General features: G+C 63.1%; 15 protein-coding genes and 1 tRNA gene. All 16 read left to right on the plus strand.

Annotated features, from left to right (window positions below):
- The coding region (locus tag GGR04_RS22915) for an EF-Tu C-terminal domain-related protein (RefSeq protein ID WP_446680290.1) at nt 1-120 on the plus strand (120 nt) is incomplete at its 5' end.
- A gap of 153 nt (nt 121-273) precedes the next feature.
- Nucleotides 274-972: a glycosyltransferase family protein gene (locus tag GGR04_RS22920; protein WP_183202818.1), complete on the plus strand. Its 699-nt coding sequence runs from the start codon at nt 274-276 to the stop codon at nt 970-972.
- Nucleotides 973-975: 3 nt separating this feature from the next.
- A complete protein-coding gene (locus tag GGR04_RS22925; RefSeq protein ID WP_183202820.1) occupies nt 976-1839 on the plus strand; it encodes a 3-deoxy-manno-octulosonate cytidylyltransferase in 864 nt (287 codons plus the stop codon).
- Nucleotides 1840-1891: 52 nt separating this feature from the next.
- A tRNA-Trp gene (locus GGR04_RS22930) sits at nt 1892-1967 on the plus strand.
- Nucleotides 1968-2099: 132 nt separating this feature from the next.
- A complete protein-coding gene (secE, locus tag GGR04_RS22935) occupies nt 2100-2300 on the plus strand; it encodes a preprotein translocase subunit SecE (protein ID WP_183202821.1) in 201 nt (66 codons plus the stop codon).
- A gap of 24 nt (nt 2301-2324) precedes the next feature.
- Nucleotides 2325-2855 carry a transcription termination/antitermination protein NusG gene (gene nusG / locus GGR04_RS22940; RefSeq protein ID WP_183202823.1) on the plus strand — a complete coding sequence of 177 codons (531 nt, stop codon included), beginning with the start codon at nt 2325-2327 and terminating at the stop codon, nt 2853-2855.
- A 140-nt stretch (nt 2856-2995) separates the two neighbouring features.
- A complete protein-coding gene (gene rplK / locus GGR04_RS22945; protein WP_183202825.1) occupies nt 2996-3424 on the plus strand; it encodes a 50S ribosomal protein L11 in 429 nt (142 codons plus the stop codon).
- A gap of 4 nt (nt 3425-3428) precedes the next feature.
- Entirely contained in the window at nt 3429-4130 is a 702-nt protein-coding gene (gene rplA, locus GGR04_RS22950) for a 50S ribosomal protein L1 (protein WP_183202827.1), read from the plus strand.
- 371 nt (nt 4131-4501) lie between these two features.
- Entirely contained in the window at nt 4502-5020 is a 519-nt protein-coding gene (rplJ, locus tag GGR04_RS22955; protein WP_183202829.1) for a 50S ribosomal protein L10, read from the plus strand.
- 52 nt (nt 5021-5072) lie between these two features.
- On the plus strand, nt 5073-5447 hold the full coding sequence (gene rplL / locus GGR04_RS22960; RefSeq protein ID WP_183202831.1) for a 50S ribosomal protein L7/L12: 375 nt from the start codon (nt 5073-5075) through the stop codon (nt 5445-5447).
- Between the two features lie 281 nt (nt 5448-5728).
- A complete protein-coding gene (rpoB, locus tag GGR04_RS22965; RefSeq protein WP_183202833.1) occupies nt 5729-9886 on the plus strand; it encodes a DNA-directed RNA polymerase subunit beta in 4158 nt (1385 codons plus the stop codon).
- A 143-nt stretch (nt 9887-10029) separates the two neighbouring features.
- Entirely contained in the window at nt 10030-14229 is a 4200-nt protein-coding gene (rpoC, locus tag GGR04_RS22970; protein ID WP_183202835.1) for a DNA-directed RNA polymerase subunit beta', read from the plus strand.
- Between the two features lie 409 nt (nt 14230-14638).
- On the plus strand, nt 14639-15010 hold the full coding sequence (rpsL, locus tag GGR04_RS22975; RefSeq protein WP_149300277.1) for a 30S ribosomal protein S12: 372 nt from the start codon (nt 14639-14641) through the stop codon (nt 15008-15010).
- 37 nt (nt 15011-15047) lie between these two features.
- Nucleotides 15048-15518, plus strand: coding sequence for a 30S ribosomal protein S7 (gene rpsG, locus GGR04_RS22980; protein ID WP_062213265.1), 471 nt, complete (start codon nt 15048-15050; stop codon nt 15516-15518).
- 30 nt (nt 15519-15548) lie between these two features.
- Entirely contained in the window at nt 15549-17639 is a 2091-nt protein-coding gene (fusA, locus tag GGR04_RS22985; RefSeq protein ID WP_183202837.1) for an elongation factor G, read from the plus strand.
- 65 nt (nt 17640-17704) lie between these two features.
- The coding region (locus GGR04_RS22990) for a GTP-binding protein (RefSeq protein WP_183202839.1) at nt 17705-18381 on the plus strand (677 nt) is incomplete at its 3' end.

Genomic DNA, 18381 nt, shown 5'->3' on the forward strand with positions numbered 1-18381 from the left:
AACGTGACGATGGACGTCAAGCTGATCGTTCCGATCGCGATGGAAGAGAAGCTGCGCTTCGCCATCCGCGAGGGCGGGCGCACCGTCGGCGCCGGTATCGTCAGCTCCATCGTCGAGTAAGCGAGCTGTCGATCATCAACGATGCGAGCGGGCCCTTCGGGGCCCGTTTTCGTTCGAGGGCTCGCGGAGCGACCGACAGATTGGAGGCGTTCTCGCTTGTCCGGTGGGGGGCGCCCGACTAGAAGCGCAGGCAAACGGACGGAAGGATCTCCCATGGCCGCAGACATCGCGCGCGTCTTCATCGGCTTCGACTCCAAGGAGGTCGTGGCCTACCACGTGCTCGCGCAGAGCATCATCGAGCACGCCTCAATGCCCGTGATGTTCTCGCCGATCGTGCTGCCGCACCTCGACGCCACCTTCACACGCGAGCGCAACGCCCTGCAGTCGACCGAGTTCTCGTTCTCCCGTTTTCTCGTGCCCTATCTCAGCGGCTACGAGGGCTGGAGCCTGTTCATGGACTGCGACATGCTGATGCGCGCCGACATCGCCGAGCTCTGGGCGCTGCGCGACGAGAACGCCGCCGTCATGTGCTGCCAGCACGACTACCAGCCGAAGGTCGAGACGAAGTTCCTTGGGCAGGTGCAGACCAAGTACGAGAAGAAGAACTGGTCGAGCGTCATGCTCTTCAACAACGCCCGATGCCGGGCTCTGACGCCGGACTTCGTGAACACCGCGACCGGGCTGCAGCTTCACCAGTTCAAGTGGCTGGAGGACGAGGCCGAGATCGGCTCGCTGCCGCTCTCCTGGAACTGGCTCGTCAACGAATACGACCGTGATCCCGCGGCCAAGAACGTCCACTTCACCGATGGCGGGCCGTATTTCGACGAGTATCGCGGCGACGACTATGCCGACGAGTGGTTCGCGATGCGCGAGCGCATGCTGCACGTGACGCAGCGCGCCGCGAAGGACTGACGCATGGCGCCCGCGCTGCCGCAGGCCGGCGAGACCGACGCTGCCAAGCGCTGGGCCGCCATCTTCGCCGGTTACGAAACCATCGTGCTCGTCGCCAACAGTGATGCGGTGCGGGTGCGCGATCTGGCGAGGCGCTATGGCGCCGGCACGCTCTTCGTCTTCTTCAACAAGGTCTACAAGGTTCTGTCGGAGCCGTTCGACCGTCCGTCGCTGCTGACCGCGCGGTCAAGTGCCGCCGGCGCCAACATTGTCTACCGTCGCGAGACTGCCGATGTCGTGCGTCTCCTGCGCTCGCCGAACTTCCTCGGCATCTGCAATCTGCGCGTCGGATCGCGCGAGCGTTTCAGCCCGGCAGCCGACTTCGCCATTCCGGAGCCGGTCGGCCATCTCGACCTCACGGCCACGCTGAACGGTTTCTACCCTTCCAGCCATGTGGCGACGAGCGGGTTTGCTCTGGCATTGTTCCTTGCCGAATCCCTTCCCGGCCATCGCATCGTCTTGGCCGGCTTCACGGCCCGGCGCTCCACTCGGTGGAAGCTCTTCGCCGACCATGACTGGACCTTCGAGCAGATCGTCCAGCGGCTGCTGCTGCGGGCTGGACGGCTGCAGAGTGCGAACGCCACCGCCGAGGATTGGCTCACGCCGATCACTCGCCGCTTTCCCGAGATCGATCCTGTTTCCATCGGTGCCGCCGCGGCGGAGGTCGTCGCCGAGCGTCTAGAAGGCGCGAACCTCGCGATCGACGATCTTTTGCGCGTGACGCGGCCACAGCGCCGGTTAAACGGATGGCTGAAGGCGCTGAAGCCGAAGACGCGCAAGGCCCGGCTCGCCGAACGGGACGCGCAACCGCCATCTTCGGCATCATAGCGCTTGCAAATCGACGCGGCGCGGACTATTCGGAAGCCCGCTTCGGCGCTGTAGGGGTATAGCTCAGTTGGTAGAGCGGCGGTCTCCAAAACCGCAGGTCGCAGGTTCGAGCCCTGCTGCCCCTGCCATTGCCTCCTTCCTTGAAAAGTCCAGTGGCCCCCTTGTGAATCACTTTGGGTCCGTTTATGTAGTTTTTAACAGACACGTGGCGCGTGGGGCTGGTCAACCAGCTTTTACGTGCCCACTGCCGTGAGCGGTGCATGGCCACTAAGACGAATCCTTTCACGTTCCTCCAGCAGGTTCGGTCCGAAGTCGGCAAGGTCAGCTGGCCGACGCGACGCGAGACGATGATCTCGACGATCATGGTCTTCGTTATGGTCGCCTTTGCGGCGGCCTTCTTCTTCGTGGCGGACCAGCTGCTCGGCTTCCTGGTCGGCTACGTCATGAGCGCCGGACGCTGACCGCACGATATTAGCAGGAAATTCATGACCGCTCGTTGGTACATCGTCCAGGCCTACTCGAACTTCGAGAAGAAGGTCGCCGAGTCGATCGAGGAGCAGGCTCGTCAGAAGGGTCTGTCGGACAAGTTCGAGAAGATTCTCGTGCCGACCGAAAAGTTCGTCGAAGTGCGCCGTGGGCGCAAGGTCGATTCCGAGCGCAAATTCTTTCCGGGCTACGTGCTGGTGAAGGCGGACTTGACCGATCAGGTCTTCTCGATGATCAAGAACACCCCGAAGGTCACGGGGTTTCTGGGGCCCGACAATCGGCCGGTTCCGATTTCCGAGTCCGAGGCCAACCAGATCCTGAGTCAGGTTCAAGATGGGGTCGAGCGTCCCAAGCCGACCGTCTCGTTCGACGTGGGCGAGCAGGTGCGGGTGTCGGACGGTCCGTTCGCCTCGTTCAACGGCATCGTTCAGGAAGTCGATGGCGAGCGCGCCCGCCTCAAGGTCGAGGTTTCCATCTTCGGCCGCGCCACGCCGGTCGATCTCGAATTCGGTCAGGTCGAAAAGGTCTGACCGCCCGGGCGGTCCGCCGCCCGATCCGTGCGGAAGGCGAGGGTGGCTTTTGCCGGCTGCCGGAACCGTACCGCACTCCTGCGACGGCTGCATGTCAGCCAGTGAGCCGGTTCTCCGGCGTAGAATGAAGGCAGAAGCTTATGGCTAAGAAAGTAGCAGGCCAGCTCAAGCTGCAGGTCAAGGCCGGCTCGGCAACTCCGTCGCCGCCGATCGGACCTGCACTCGGTCAGCGCGGCATCAACATCATGGAGTTCTGCAAGGCGTTCAACGCGCAGACCCAGGAGATGGAGAAGGGGTCGCCGGTTCCGGTCGTGATCACCTACTTCGTTGACAAGTCCTTCACCTTCCAGATGAAGACGGCTCCCGTGAGCTTCTTCCTCAAGAAGGCGGCGGGTCTCACCAGCGGCTCGAAGGAACCCGGCAAGATCAAGGCCGGTTCGGTGACCGAAGCGCAGGTGCGCGAGATCGCCGAGAAGAAGATGAAGGATCTGAACGCGAACGACGTGGACGCGGCGATGGCGATGGTGATGGGCTCCGCCCGTTCCATGGGCCTGGAAGTGGTGGGCTGAGACGATGGCGAAGATGGGCAAGCGCATCGGCAAGGCTCGTGAGGGCATCGACCGCGAGAAGCTGTACGATCTTTCCGAGGCCATCAGCCTCCTGAAGGATCGTTCGACCGCCAAGTTCGACGAGACGATTGAAGTCGCGATGAACCTCGGCGTCGATCCGCGTCACGCCGACCAGATGGTCCGCGGCGTGGTGAACCTGCCGAACGGCACGGGCCGTACGGTGCGCGTCGCGGTGTTCGCGCGCGGCGACAAGGCCGAGGAGGCTCGCGCCGCCGGTGCCGATATCGTCGGTGCAGAAGACCTCGTAGAGCAGGTGCAGAACGGTCAGATCGATTTCGATCGCGCCATCGCGACGCCGGACATGATGGGTCTCGTCGGTCGTCTCGGTAAGGTGCTCGGCCCCCGCGGCCTGATGCCGAACCCGCGCGTCGGCACCGTGACCCCGGACGTCGCCGGTGCGGTCAAGGCGTCGAAGGGCGGCGCCGTCGAGTTCCGCGTCGAGAAGGCCGGCATCGTGCATGCCGGCATCGGCAAGGCCTCGTTCGGAGCCGAGGCACTTCTTGAGAACATCCGCGCCTTCGCGGACGCGGTCCAGAAGGCCAAGCCGACCGGTGCCAAGGGCATCTACGTCCAGCGCGTCGCGGTATCCTCGACCATGGGCCCCGGCATCAAGATCGACCCTGCGACGGTTCGTCCGGCGGTCTGAGACTTTCAGCGAAGGATTCCGCGCAGTTACGCTCGGTGCCTTCGACACGATGTTCCGGGGCGCGAAAGCGCCCCGGCGACAGGCGGGATCTTCGGGTTCCGCTTCTCCTGTCCGAGATTGCGGGCGATGGGCCGGTTCCTGCCGGTTCGTCTTAATCGTCCAGCCTGCATGAGACGGGGAAAGATCCGAATTCGTCGATCGAAAGATCGGGACCTTCGGTTCGAACCTCTGAATGCCTTGTGTTGTCTACGGTTCCAGAGCGGATCCAGGGAAGCCAAGGGGACAGGATCCTCGAGCGTCGTCCGCTTCGCCGGGCGGCAAAAGGCAACCGGAGCCTTTCCGCAAGGGATGGCTCCTACTGGAGAGTGGCAGTGGACAGAGCGGAAAAGCGCGAGTTCGTCACGGAGCTCAACGAGACCTTCAAGGTCTCGGGGGCGATCGTGGTGGCACGCTACGCCGGTCTCACCGTCGCGCAGATGAACGACCTCCGGTCGAAGATGCGCGCGCAGGGTGGAACCGTCAAAGTCGCGAAGAACCGCCTCGCCCAAATCGCTCTTCAAGGCACGGACGCCGAAAAGATCTCGGAGCTGTTTCAGGGCCAGACCCTGATCGCATATTCCGCGGATCCGATCGCGGCACCGAAGGTGGCCAACGACTTCGCCAAGGGGAACGACAAGCTCGTGATCCTCGGCGGTGCGATGGGCACCACCGCTCTCGACGCGGAAGGGGTGAAGGCTTTGGCCGCCCTTCCGTCGCTAGACGAACTGCGTGGCAAGTTGCTCGGCATGATTCAGACGCCGGCAACCCGCATCGCAGCCGTCGTGGCCGCGCCCGCAGCTCAGCTTGCGCGCGTGTTCGGGGCATATGCCAAGAAGGACGAAGCGGCCTGAGGCTTGTTCCTCGCTGCATTCAACAAGTTCGAACCAACCAAGGAAAACTACAATGGCTGATCTCGCCAAGATCGTTGACGACCTGTCGAGCCTGACCGTCCTCGAGGCCGCCGAGCTCTCGAAGATGCTCGAAGAGAAGTGGGGCGTCTCCGCCGCCGCTCCTGTCGCCGCGGCTGCCGCCGGCGGTGGCGCACCGGTTGCCGAAGTTGAAGAGAAGACCGAGTTCGACGTGATCCTCGTCGAAGCCGGCGCTCAGAAGATCAACGTCATCAAGGAAGTCCGCGCGATCACGGGCCTCGGCCTTAAGGAAGCCAAGGACCTCGTCGACGGTGCGCCGAAGCCCGTCAAGGAAGGCGTCAACAAGGACGAAGCCGCGAAGATCAAGGACCAGCTCGAGAAGGCTGGCGCGAAGGTCGACGTCAAGTAAGACCGCCGTCCTGGCGTCTTGCTGAACAGAACTGGTGGGCGGGACGGCATTTCGCCGTTCCGCCTTCCGTGCTCGCGGTGGAAGGGTCGAATCACCTTCATCGTCGAGCTTGGTGCGCGTCTTCCGAGAGCCTAGTTCCAGGGCTTTGGGGAGACGCGGACCGGCCGGGAAACCGGCCGTGCCCATCCCGGTCCGTTCGCGGCGGATCCGGTGCGCCTCCCGCGGGAGGACACAACATTCAGCCCTTCGGTCAAGGGCACTGACGAGAGCAAGGAGCGACGATGTCTCAGACGACGACGTTTAGCGGTCGCAGGCGCGTACGCAAGTTCTTCGGGTCGATCCCCGAGGTTGCCGAAATGCCCAACCTGATCGAGGTCCAGAAGGCCTCCTACGATCAGTTCCTCATGGTCGACGAGCCGGAAGGCGGTCGCCCGGACGAGGGCCTCCAGGCCGTCTTCCGCTCCGTCTTCCCGATTTCCGACTTTTCCGGGCATTCGATGCTCGAATTCGTCAAGTACGAGTTCGAGCTGCCGAAGTTCGACGTCGACGAGTGCCGCCAGCGCGACATGACCTTCGCTGCGCCGCTGAAGGTGACGCTGCGCCTCATCGTGTTCGATATCGATGAAGATACCGGCTCCAAGTCCATCAAGGACATCAAGGAGCAGGACGTCTACATGGGCGACATGCCGCTGATGACCTCGAACGGCACGTTCATCGTGAACGGCACCGAGCGCGTCATCGTCTCGCAGATGCACCGTTCGCCGGGCGTGTTCTTCGACCACGACAAGGGCAAGTCGCACTCGTCGGGCAAGCTCCTGTTCGCGGCACGCGTCATTCCGTACCGCGGCTCGTGGCTCGACATCGAGTTCGACGCCAAGGACGTGGTCTATGCGCGCATCGATCGCCGTCGCAAGATCCCCGCGTCGAGCCTTCTGATGGCGCTCGGCATGGACGGCGAGGAGATCCTGTCGACCTTCTACAACATCGTCCAGTTCCAGAAGGAAAAGGGCAAGGACGGCTGGCGTGTGCCGTTCTCGGTCGAGCGCGTGCGCGGCCAGAAGGCGTTGACCGACCTCATCGACGCCGACAGCGGCGAAGTGCTGGTCGAGGCCGGCAAGAAGGTGACGGCGCGTCAGGCCCGGCAGATGAAGGACAAGGGCGTCGTCGCCCTTCGTGCCACCGAGGAGGATCTCTACGGCAACTACCTGGCCGAGGACATCGTCAACTACGGGACGGGCGAGATCTATCTCGAAGCCGGCGACGAGATCGACGAGAAGACGCTGAAGGTCCTGATCGACGCCGGTCACGAGACCATTCAAGTGCTCGACATCGACCACGTCACCGTGGGCGCCTACATTCGCAACACGCTGGCGGTCGACAAGAACGCCTCGCGTCAGGACGCGCTGTTCGACATCTACCGCGTGATGCGTCCCGGCGAGCCGCCGACGATGGAAACCGCCGAGGCGATGTTCCAGTCGCTGTTCTTCGACAGCGAGCGCTACGACCTCTCGGCCGTCGGTCGCGTCAAGATGAACATGCGTCTGGATGTTTCTGCGGAGGACACCGTACGCGTTCTGCGCAAGGAAGACATCCTCGCGGTCGTCAAGACGCTGGTGGACCTGCGCGACGGCAAGGGCGAGATCGACGACATCGACAATCTCGGTAATCGCCGGGTGCGCTCGGTCGGCGAGCTGATGGAGAACCAGTACCGCGTCGGTCTGCTCCGCATGGAGCGGGCGATCAAGGAGCGCATGTCGTCGGTCGAGATCGACACGGTGATGCCGCAGGATCTGATCAACGCCAAGCCGGCGGCGGCGGCGGTGCGCGAGTTCTTCGGTTCCTCGCAGCTCTCGCAGTTCATGGACCAGACGAACCCGCTCTCGGAGATCACCCACAAGCGTCGCCTCTCGGCGCTCGGCCCGGGTGGTCTGACGCGCGAGCGCGCCGGCTTTGAAGTGCGCGACGTGCATCCGACGCATTACGGCCGTATCTGTCCGATCGAGACGCCCGAAGGCCCGAACATTGGTCTCATCAACTCGCTGGCGACCTTCGCGCGCGTCAACAAGTACGGCTTCATCGAGAGCCCCTACCGCAAGGTCGTGGACGGCAAGGTGACGATGGACGTCGTCTACCTTTCGGCCATGGAGGAGGCCAAGCACCACGTGGCGCAGGCTAACGCGGTGCTGACCTCCGAGATGACGTTCGAGGACGATCTCGTGATCTGTCGTCACTCCGGCGACGTGTTCATGACGCCGCGCGAGAACGTCGATCTGATGGACGTCTCGCCGAAGCAGCTCGTTTCGGTGGCGGCGGCGCTGATCCCGTTCCTGGAGAACGACGACGCCAACCGCGCCCTCATGGGCTCGAACATGCAGCGTCAGGCCGTGCCTCTGGTGCGGGCCGAGGCGCCGTTCGTCGGCACCGGCATGGAGCCGATCGTGGCTCGTGACTCCGGTGCCGCCATCGGCGCGCGGCGCACCGGCGTGGTCGATCAGGTGGACGCGACACGTATCGTCATTCGCGCGACGGAAGGTCTCGAGGCCGGCAAGTCAGGCGTCGATATCTACCGTCTGATGAAGTTCCAGCGTTCCAACCAGAACACTTGCATCAACCAGCGTCCTCTGGTGGCGGTGGGCGACCGGGTGCAGAAGGGCGACATCATCGCGGACGGCCCGTCTACGGATCTCGGCGATCTCGCCCTCGGCCGGAACGTGCTCGTCGCGTTCATGCCTTGGAACGGCTACAACTACGAGGACTCCATTCTCCTCTCCGAGCGCATCGTCGCCGACGACGTCTTCACCTCGATCCATATCGAGGAGTTCGAGGTCATGGCGCGCGACACCAAGCTCGGTCCAGAGGAGATCACGCGCGACATTCCAAACGTGTCGGAAGAGGCGCTGAAGAACCTCGACGAAGCCGGCATCGTCTACATTGGCGCGGAAGTGCAGCCGGGCGACATCCTCGTCGGCAAAATCACGCCGAAGGGCGAGAGCCCGATGACGCCGGAGGAGAAGCTTCTCCGCGCGATCTTCGGCGAAAAGGCCTCGGACGTCCGCGACACCTCGAACCGTATGCCTCCGGGCACCTACGGGACGGTGGTCGAGGTGCGCGTGTTCAATCGACACGGCGTCGAGAAGGACGAGCGCGCCATGGCGATCGAGCGTGAGGAGATCGAGCGCCTCGCGAAGGACCGGGACGACGAGCAGGCGATCCTCGACCGCAACGTGTATGGCCGTCTGGTCGAAACGTTGAACGGCAGGACGGGCATCGCCGGCCCGAAGGGGTTCCGCAAGGGCGCCGAGATCTCGCCCGAGCTGATGAACGAGTATCCCCGTTCGCAGTGGTGGATGTTCGCGGTCGAAGACGAGAAGATGCAGGCCGAACTCGAGGATCTGCGCAACGTCTACGACCAGGCCAAGAAGACGCTCGAGCAGCGCTTCATGGACAAGGTCGAGAAGGTGCAGCGCGGAGACGAGCTGCCCCCCGGCGTCATGAAGCAGGTGAAGGTCTTCGTCGCCGTCAAGCGCAAGATCCAGCCCGGCGACAAGATGGCCGGACGCCATGGCAACAAGGGCGTGGTCTCGCGGATCGTGCCGGTGGAGGACATGCCGTTCAACGCGGACGGCACGCATGTCGACATCGTGCTCAACCCGCTGGGCGTGCCCTCGCGCATGAATGTCGGGCAGATCCTCGAGACGCATCTCGGCTGGGCCTGCGCCGGCATGGGCCGGAAGATCGGCGACATGCTGGAAGTCTACCAGAAGTCGCAGGACGCTCAGCCGCTTCGGGCCGAGATCGCCGACATGCTCGGCGACAGCGATCGCAACGAGCGGGTCAAGGACTATGACGACGCCTCGGTGATCACGCTCGCCAAGCAGATGCGCAAGGGTGTGTCGATCGCGACGCCGGTCTTCGACGGCGCGGTCGAGGCCGATATCGTGACGATGCTCGAGAAGGCCGGGCTCAACGGCTCGGGCCAGGTCACGCTCTACGACGGGCGGACCGGCGAACCCTTCGATCGGCAGGTGACGGTCGGCTACATCTACATGCTGAAGCTGCACCATCTGGTGGACGACAAGATCCACGCGCGTTCGATCGGTCCGTACTCGCTCGTTACCCAGCAGCCGTTGGGCGGCAAGGCGCAGTTCGGCGGACAGCGCTTCGGCGAGATGGAGGTGTGGGCGCTCGAAGCCTACGGCGCCGCCTACACGCTGCAGGAAATGCTGACGGTGAAGTCGGATGACGTGGCGGGCCGCACGAAGGTCTACGAATCGATCGTGCGCGGCGACGATGCGTTCGAGTCGGGCATTCCCGAGAGCTTCAACGTCCTCGTCAAGGAAATGCGCTCGCTCGGCCTCGACGTCGATCTGGCGAACTCCGTTGTGGAACTCGCCGATGCGGGATCGCCGCTCGAAGGGCTCCCGAACGCGGCCGAGTAGGGCCGCCTCGCAAACGCCGCCTTGTGCGGCCATGATCGGCGCTCCTGCTTCGGGCGGCGCCGATCAGACGTTGCGGATCATTCTGGCGCCGGCACCGCCCGGCGCGTCTTGGGGGCGCTGATGCCCCAAAAGGAGACAGCACCATGAACCAAGAGGTCATGAATCTCTTCAATCCTCAGGTGCAGGCGCAGACATTCGACAGCATCCGGATCTCGCTCGCGAGCCCCGAGAAAATTCTGTCTTGGTCGTTCGGCGAGATCAAGAAGCCCGAGACCATCAACTACCGGACCTTCAAGCCCGAGCGCGACGGCCTGTTCTGCGCGCGGATCTTTGGCCCGATCAAGGACTACGAGTGCCTGTGCGGCAAGTACAAGCGTATGAAGTACAAGGGTATCATTTGCGAGAAGTGCGGCGTCGAGGTCACTCTCTCGCGCGTGCGGCGCGAGCGTATGGGCCATATCGAGCTGGCCGCGCCGGTCGCTCACATCTGGTTCCTGAAGTCGCTGCCCAGCCGCATCGGCACGCTTCTGGACATGACGCTCAAGGATATCGAGCGCGTTCTCTATTTCGAGAACTACATCGTCACCGAGCCGGGCCTCACCGCCCTGAAGGAGCATCAGCTTCTCTCGGAAGAAGAGTACATGATCGCCGTCGAGGAGTACGGCGAGGATAGCTTCACCGCGCTGATCGGCGCCGAGGCGATCCAGGAACTGCTCGCCTCGATGGAACTCGAGAAGATCGCCGGCGACCTTCGCTCGGACCTCGCGACGACGACGTCCGAGCTGAAGACGAAGAAGCTGATGAAGCGGCTGAAGATCGTCGAGAACTTCCTGGAATCGGGCAACAAGCCCGAGTGGATGATCATGAGCGTCGTTCCGGTGATCCCGCCGGACCTTCGCCCGCTCGTGCCGCTCGACGGCGGTCGCTTCGCGACCTCCGACCTGAACGACCTCTACCGCCGCGTCATCAACCGCAACAACCGCCTGAAGCGGCTGATCGAGTTGCGCGCGCCCGGCATCATCATCCGCAACGAGAAGCGCATGCTTCAGGAGGCGGTGGACGCGCTGTTCGACAATGGTCGCCGCGGGCGCGTCATCACGGGCGCCAACAAGCGTCCGCTGAAGTCTCTGTCGGACATGCTCAAGGGCAAGCAGGGCCGCTTCCGGCAGAACCTGCTCGGCAAGCGCGTCGACTATTCCGGTCGTTCGGTTATCGTGACCGGTCCCGAGCTGAAGCTGCACCAGTGCGGCCTGCCGAAGAAGATGGCGCTCGAGCTGTTCAAGCCGTTCATTTATGCGCGCCTGGACGCCAAGGGCTATTCCTCGACTGTGAAGCAAGCGAAGAAGCTCGTCGAGAAGGAGCGTCCCGAGGTCTGGGACATCCTCGACGAGGTGATCCGCGAGCATCCGGTGCTGCTCAACCGCGCGCCGACGCTTCATCGTCTCGGCATCCAGGCGTTCGAGCCGATCCTCATCGAAGGCAAGGCGATCCAGCTTCACCCGCTGGTCTGCACCGCCTTCAACGCGGATTTCGACGGCGACCAGATGGCGGTGCACGTGCCCCTGTCCATCGAGGCGCAGCTCGAGGCGCGCGTCCTCATGATGTCGACGAATAACATCCTGCATCCGGCCAATGGTCTGCCGATCATCGTGCCGTCGCAGGACATGGTTCTCGGCCTCTACTACCTGTCGATCATGAACGAGAACGAGCCGGGTCAGGGCATGGCCTTCTCCGACCTCGGCGAGCTCGAGCATGCGATCGCCGCGAAGGTCGTGACGCTGCATACGAAGATCAAAGGTCGCGTGCGCTCGATCGACGAGAAGGGCGAGCAGACCTCGAAGATCTACGAGACGACGCCGGGCCGCATGCTCATCGGCCAGTTGCTGCCGCGAAGCCACAAGATCTCCTTCGATATCGCCAACGACTTGATGACGAAGAAGAACATCTCGAAGATGATCGACACCGTCTACCGCCACTGCGGTCAGAAGGACACGGTCATCTTCTGCGACCGCATCATGCAGCTGGGCTTCAAGCACGCCTGCATCGCCGGCATCTCGTTCGGCAAGGACGACATGGTGATCCCGGAGACCAAGCCGCGGATGATCGGCGAGACGCAGGCGCTCGCGAAGGAATACGAGCAGCAGTACAATGACGGCCTGATCACCCAGGGCGAAAAGTACAACAAGGTGGTCGACGCCTGGGCCAAGTGCACGGACAAGATCGCCGACGAGATGATGAGCCGGATTCGTTCGATCGAGTTCGACGAGGAGACCGGCCGTCAGAAGCCGATGAACTCCATCTACATGATGTCGCACTCCGGCGCGCGCGGCTCGCCGACGCAGATGCGCCAGCTCGGCGCCATGCGTGGCTTGATGACGAAGCCTTCGGGCGAGATCATCGAGACGCCGATCATCTCGAACTTCAAGGAGGGCCTGACGGTTCTCGAATACTTCAACTCCACCCACGGCGCCCGCAAGGGTCTCGCGGACACGGCGCTGAAGACCGCCAACTCGGGTTACCTGACACGTCGTCTCGTTGACGTGGCGCAGGACTGCATCATCACGCAGACCGATTGCCAGACGCCCAACGGGCTGACGATGCAGCCCATCGTCGATGCCGGACAGGTGGTGGCGACGCTCGGCCAGCGCATTCTCGGCCGCACCGTGCTGGAGGACATCCTGCATCCGGTGTCAGGCGAGGTGCTGATCGAGGGTGGAAAGACGGTCGAAGAGCCGGATGTCGACGTGATCGAGAAGGCCGGCGTGCAGTCGGTGAAGATCCGTTCAGCGCTGACCTGCGAAGTGCGCACGGGTATCTGTGCGGTCTGCTACGGCCGCGACTTGGCTCGTGGCACGCCGGTGAACATGGGCGAGGCCGTCGGCGTCATCGCGGCGCAGTCGATCGGCGAGCCCGGCACGCAGCTGACCATGCGCACCTTCCACATGGGCGGTACGGCGCAGGTGGTGGACCAGTCGTTCCTCGAAGCGTCCTACGAGGGCACCGTCCAGATCCGCAACCGCAACGTGGTTCGCGACTCCGACGGGCGTCTGGTGGCGATGGGCCGCAACATGGCCATCCTCATCCTCGATCCGGCAGGCAAGGAGCGCGCATCGCATCGCGTCACCTACGGTTCACGCATCTTCGTTGATGACGGTGATCAGGTGCGGCGCGGCCAGCGTATTGCGGAGTGGGATCCTTACACCCGCCCGGTGCTCACCGAGCTCGACGGCATCGTCGAGTTCGAGGATCTGGTCGAGGGCCTGTCGGTCTCCGAGCAGGCGGACGAGTCGACGGGTATCACCAAGCGGCAGGTCATCGACTGGCGGGCCAACCCGCGCGGCGCCGATCTGAAGCCCGCCATGGTCATCCGGACGAAGGACGGCGTGGTCGCCAAGCTCGCACGCGGCACTGATGCCCGTTACTTCCTGTCGGTCGATGCGCTTCTGTCGGTCGAGCCGGGGTCCACGGTTCGCGCTGGCGACGTGCTGTCGCGTATTCCGATGGAGTCGGCCAAGACGAAGGACATCACGGGCGGTCTGCCGCGCGTGGCGGAGCTCTTCGAGGCCCGTCGTCCGAAGGACAACGCGGTCATTGCCGAGATCGACGGCACGATCCGGTTCGGACGCGACTACAAGAACAAGCGTCGCATCATCATCGAGCCGCACGAGGACCTCGTCGAGCCCGTCGAGTACCTGATCCCGAAGGGCAAGCCCTTCCACCTTCAGGAAGGCGACATCATCGAGAAGGGCGACCACATTCTCGACGGCAACCCGGCGCCGCACGACATCCTAGCCATTCGCGGCGTGGAGGCTCTCGCTTCCTACCTCGTGAACGAGATCCAGGAGGTCTACCGTCTGCAGGGCGTTTTGATCAACGACAAGCACATCGAGGTGATCGTTCGCCAGATGCTGCAGAAGGTCGAGATCGTCGAGTCCGGAGACAGCGGCTACATTCCGGGCGACAATGTCGATCGGATCGAGCTGGCGGAGCTGAACGAGAAGCTCGAGGAAGAGGGCAAGAAGCCCGCATCTGGCAATCCGGTGCTGCTCGGCATCACCAAGGCTTCGCTGCAGACGCCGTCCTTCATCTCGGCGGCATCGTTCCAGGAGACCACACGCGTCCTCACCGAAGCGGCGGTGGCCGGCAAGATGGACACGCTGCAGGGCCTGAAGGAGAACGTCATCGTCGGTCGTCTCATTCCCGCCGGTACCGGCGGAATGATGACGCAGGTTCGCCGCATCGCGACGTCTCGCGACGATCTGATCCTCGAAGATCGCCGCAAGGCCTCGAACGTGGCGTCGGCTGATCGCATGCTGACGAAGATGAACGACGCCGCCGAGTAAGGTGGTCGTTGACTTGAGTGGAGGAGGGGCCGTCCGTTTCGGGCGGCCCTTCGTCGTTTCGGGCCACCGCCGAGAGCGCTAAAGCTCGGCGTTTCGTTGTCAAGGCGCCAGCTGATGCCGGGCTTGACGACTCCCGACAGAATCGTTAAACACCGCCCAACAGAGCCGATGTGAGGCAAAGCTTTCCAGAGACGCCTCGTCCCGGACCAGCGCTTCAAACAAGGCTTCGTTCAACGAGACGTACCATTGCTGGCGCATGATCGTGGTTTTGCCCGCGATCCTCTGCTTCGTTCCGGGCAGTCCTCTCACTGAAGAGGTCGACGCCCGGTTTCGCGTATGAGCTATACGGCTCGAATCGTGGCAGGTGCCGATCGTTTCGAACCGAGATTTGAAGAGAAGGAAGGTTGGAATGCCGACCATCAACCAGTTGATCCGGAAGCCGCGCGTTCGTCCGAGCGAGCGCAACACCGTTCCGGCACTCCAGGCCAATCCCCAGAAGCGCGGCGTCTGCACGCGCGTCTACACCACGACGCCGAAGAAGCCGAACTCGGCGCTTCGTAAGGTTGCCAAGGTCCGTCTGGTCAATGGCTTCGAAGTCATCGGCTACATTCCGGGTGAAGGCCATAACCTGCAGGAGCATTCGGTCGTGATGATCCGCGGCGGCCGCGTGAAGGATCTTCCCGGCGTCCGTTATCACATCATTCGCGGCGTCCTCGATACGCAGGGCGTGAAGGACCGCAAGCAGCGTCGTTCGAAGTACGGCGCCAAGCGTCCGAAGTAATCGTCGCCCGTCCGTTTGAGATTTGAGAGACCTATAGATGTCCCGTCGTCACTCTGCCGAAAAGCGCGAGATCAATCCGGATCCGAAGTTCGGCGACCTCATCGTTACCAAGTTCATGAATGCCGTCATGTATGATGGCAAGAAGTCGACCGCCGAGCGGATCGTCTATGGCGCCTTCGACGTCATGACCGAGAAGACCCGGCAGGACGCGATCGGCATCTTCCACACCGCCCTCGACAACGTGGCTCCGCATGTCGAGGTGCGTTCGCGGCGCGTCGGTGGTGCGACGTACCAGGTTCCCGTCGACGTTCGTCCCGAGCGCCGTCAGGCTCTTGCCATCCGCTGGCTCATCACGGCCGCCCGCAACCGCAACGAGACCACGATGGTCGATCGTCTGTCGGGCGAGCTGATGGATGCCGCCAACAACCGCGGCACCGCTGTGAAGAAGCGCGAAGACACGCACCGCATGGCGGAAGCGAACCGCGCCTTCTCGCACTACCGCTGGTAATTCTGGCTTCCTTCGGAAAGGCGACGCCCCATGGCCCGCGAATATAAGATCGAAGACTACCGCAATTTCGGCATCATGGCTCACATCGATGCTGGTAAGACCACGACCACCGAGCGGATCCTTTACTACACCGGCAAGTCCCATAAGATCGGCGAAGTCCATGACGGCGCCGCGACCATGGACTGGATGGAGCAGGAGCAGGAGCGCGGCATCACGATCACGTCCGCCGCGACGACCACGTTCTGGGAAGGTCGCGACGGCAAGAAGCGCCGTTTCAACATCATCGACACGCCCGGCCACGTGGACTTCACGATCGAAGTCGAACGTTCGCTGCGTGTTCTCGACGGTGCGATCGCGCTTCTCGACGCCAATGCCGGCGTCGAGCCGCAGACCGAGACGGTCTGGCGTCAGGCCGACAAGTATCACGTGCCCCGCATGATGTTCGTCAATAAGATGGACAAGACGGGCGCTGATTTCTACCGCTGCGTCGAGATGGTAAAGACCCGTCTCGGTGCGCGTGCGATCGTCGTCCAGCTGCCGGTCGGCGCCGAGAACGAGTTCAAGGGCGTCATCGATCTGATCGAGATGAAGGCCCTGATCTGGCGCGACGAGACGCTCGGCGCGCAATGGGACGTCGTCGAGATCCCGGACGACATGGCCGACAAGGCGGCGGAATACCGCGAGCTGATGATCGAGGCCGCTGTCGAGGTCGACGAGACCGCGATGGAGAACTACCTAAACGGCGAGATGCCGAACAACGAGCAGATCCGTGCGCTTATCCGTAAGGGCACCTGCGACGTCTGGTTCACGCCGATCTTCTGCGGCTCGGCCTTCAAAAACAAGGGCGTGCAGCCCCTGCTCGACGGCGTCGTGGACTTCCTGCCCTCGCCGGTGGACGTGCCCGCGATCAAGGGCATCGATCCGAAGACCGACGCCGAGGTGACGCGCATCTCGTCGGACGAAGAGCCTCTGTCGATGCTCGCCTTCAAGATCATGAACGACCCGTTCGTTGGTTCGCTTACCTTCTGCCGTCTCTACTCCGGCAAGCTCACCAAGGGCACCGGCGTCCAGAACACGGTGAAGGAGAAGAAGGAGCGCATTGGGCGTATGCTCCAGATGCACTCCAATTCGCGTGAAGACGTCGAAGAGGCCTATGCCGGCGACATCGTTGCGCTGGCCGGCCTCAAGGAAGTCACCACGGGCGACACGCTCTGCGATCCGCTGAAGCCGGTGATTCTCGAGCGCATGGAATTCCCCGATCCGGTCATCGAGATCGCGATCGAGCCGAAGACCAAGGGCGACCAGGAGAAGATGGGCCTCGCGCTCAATCGTCTGGCGGCCGAGGATCCGTCCTTCCGCGTCAAGACCGACGAAGAGTCTGGTCAGACGATCATCGCCGGCATGGGCGAGTTGCACCTCGACATTCTCGTCGATCGTATGCGCCGCGAGTTCAAAGTCGAGGCCAACATTGGTGCGCCGCAGGTGGCCTACCGCGAGACGATCACCCGCGGTGCGGATGTGGATTACACCCACAAGAAGCAGACCGGTGGTACCGGTCAGTTCGCACGTATTAAGATCCATATCGAGCCGGGCGAGCCGAGCACAGGCTTCGTGTTCGAATCGAAGGTCATCGGCGGTGCGGTTCCGAAGGAATACGTGCCCGGCGTTCAGAAGGGTATCGCTTCGGTGATGACCTCGGGTCCGCTGGCGGGCTTCCCAATGGTCGACATCAAGGCTGAGCTGCTCGACGGTGCCTACCACGACGTCGATTCGTCGGTCCTCGCCTTCGAAATCGCCTCGCGGGCTGGCTTCCGCGAAGCCATCCAGAAGGCGGGTCCGAAGCTTCTCGAGCCGATCATGAAGGTCGAGGTCGTGACGCCGGAAGACTACGTCGGCGACGTCATCGGCGACTTGAACAGCCGCCGCGGTCAGATTCAGGGCACCGAAGCCCGCGGAATTGCCACTGTGGTGAATGCGATGGTTCCCTTGGCCAACATGTTCGGCTACGTGAACACGCTGCGTTCGATGTCGCAGGGCCGCGCTCAGTACACGATGCAGTTCGATCACTACGAGCAGGTGCCGAACCAGGTCGCGGAAGAGATCCAAAAGAAGTTCGCCTGACGCACGTCTCGCGAAGGCGAAACCCTCGGGCTTCCAGAGCCCAACGAAATTGATGGAGAGCCACGATGGCCAAGAGCAAGTTTGAGCGCAACAAGCCGCATGTGAACATCGGCACGATTGGTCACGTCGACCACGGGAAGACGTCGCTGACGGCGGCGATCACGAAGTACTTCGGCGAGTTCCGCGCGTACGACCAGATCGACGCGGCGCCGGAGGAGAAGGCACGCGGCATCACGATCTCGACGGCGCACGTGGAGTACGAGACGGAGAACCGTCACTACGCCCACGTCGATTGCCCCGGCCACGCCGACTACGTGAAGAACATGATCACGGGCGCAGCGCAGATGGACGGCGCGATCCTGGTGTGCTCGGCGGCCGACGGCCCGATGCCGCAGACCCGCGAGCACATCCTTCTGGCGCGCCAGGTCGGCGTTCCCGCGCTGGTGGTGTTCCTGAACAAGGTGGACCAGGTCGACGACACCGAGCTTCTGGAGCTCGTCGAGCTCGAGGTTCGCGAGCTCCTGTCGATGTACGAGTATCCGGGCGACGACATTCCGATCGTCAAGGGTTCGGCTCTGGCCGCGCTCGAGGATAGCGACAAGACGATCGGCGAGGACGCCGTTCGCGAGCTGATGAAGCAGGTCGACGCCTACATCCCGACGCCGGAGCGTCCGATCAACCTGCCGTTCCTGATGCCGATCGAGGACGTGTTCTCGATCTCGGGCCGCGGCACGGTGGTGAC

This window comes from Aureimonas pseudogalii (assembly GCF_014196835.1).
GTDB classification, from domain to species: domain Bacteria; phylum Pseudomonadota; class Alphaproteobacteria; order Rhizobiales; family Rhizobiaceae; genus Aureimonas; species Aureimonas pseudogalii.

Excerpts from the sequence above, each read along its gene's own strand:
- GGR04_RS22920 (WP_183202818.1), top strand. The coding sequence starts at position 274 with ATGGCCGCAGACATCGCGCGCGTCTTCATCGGCTTCGACTCCAAGGAG.
- GGR04_RS22925 (WP_183202820.1), top strand. The coding sequence starts at position 976 with ATGGCGCCCGCGCTGCCGCAGGCCGGCGAGACCGACGCTGCCAAGCGC.
- secE (WP_183202821.1), top strand. The coding sequence starts at position 2,100 with ATGGCCACTAAGACGAATCCTTTCACGTTCCTCCAGCAGGTTCGGTCC.
- nusG (WP_183202823.1), top strand. The coding sequence starts at position 2,325 with ATGACCGCTCGTTGGTACATCGTCCAGGCCTACTCGAACTTCGAGAAG.
- rplK (WP_183202825.1), top strand. The coding sequence starts at position 2,996 with ATGGCTAAGAAAGTAGCAGGCCAGCTCAAGCTGCAGGTCAAGGCCGGC.
- rplA (WP_183202827.1), top strand. The coding sequence starts at position 3,429 with ATGGCGAAGATGGGCAAGCGCATCGGCAAGGCTCGTGAGGGCATCGAC.
- rplL (WP_183202831.1), top strand. The coding sequence starts at position 5,073 with ATGGCTGATCTCGCCAAGATCGTTGACGACCTGTCGAGCCTGACCGTC.
- rpoB (WP_183202833.1), top strand. The coding sequence starts at position 5,729 with ATGTCTCAGACGACGACGTTTAGCGGTCGCAGGCGCGTACGCAAGTTC.
- rpoC (WP_183202835.1), top strand. The coding sequence starts at position 10,030 with ATGAACCAAGAGGTCATGAATCTCTTCAATCCTCAGGTGCAGGCGCAG.
- rpsL (WP_149300277.1), top strand. The coding sequence starts at position 14,639 with ATGCCGACCATCAACCAGTTGATCCGGAAGCCGCGCGTTCGTCCGAGC.
- rpsG (WP_062213265.1), top strand. The coding sequence starts at position 15,048 with ATGTCCCGTCGTCACTCTGCCGAAAAGCGCGAGATCAATCCGGATCCG.
- fusA (WP_183202837.1), top strand. The coding sequence starts at position 15,549 with ATGGCCCGCGAATATAAGATCGAAGACTACCGCAATTTCGGCATCATG.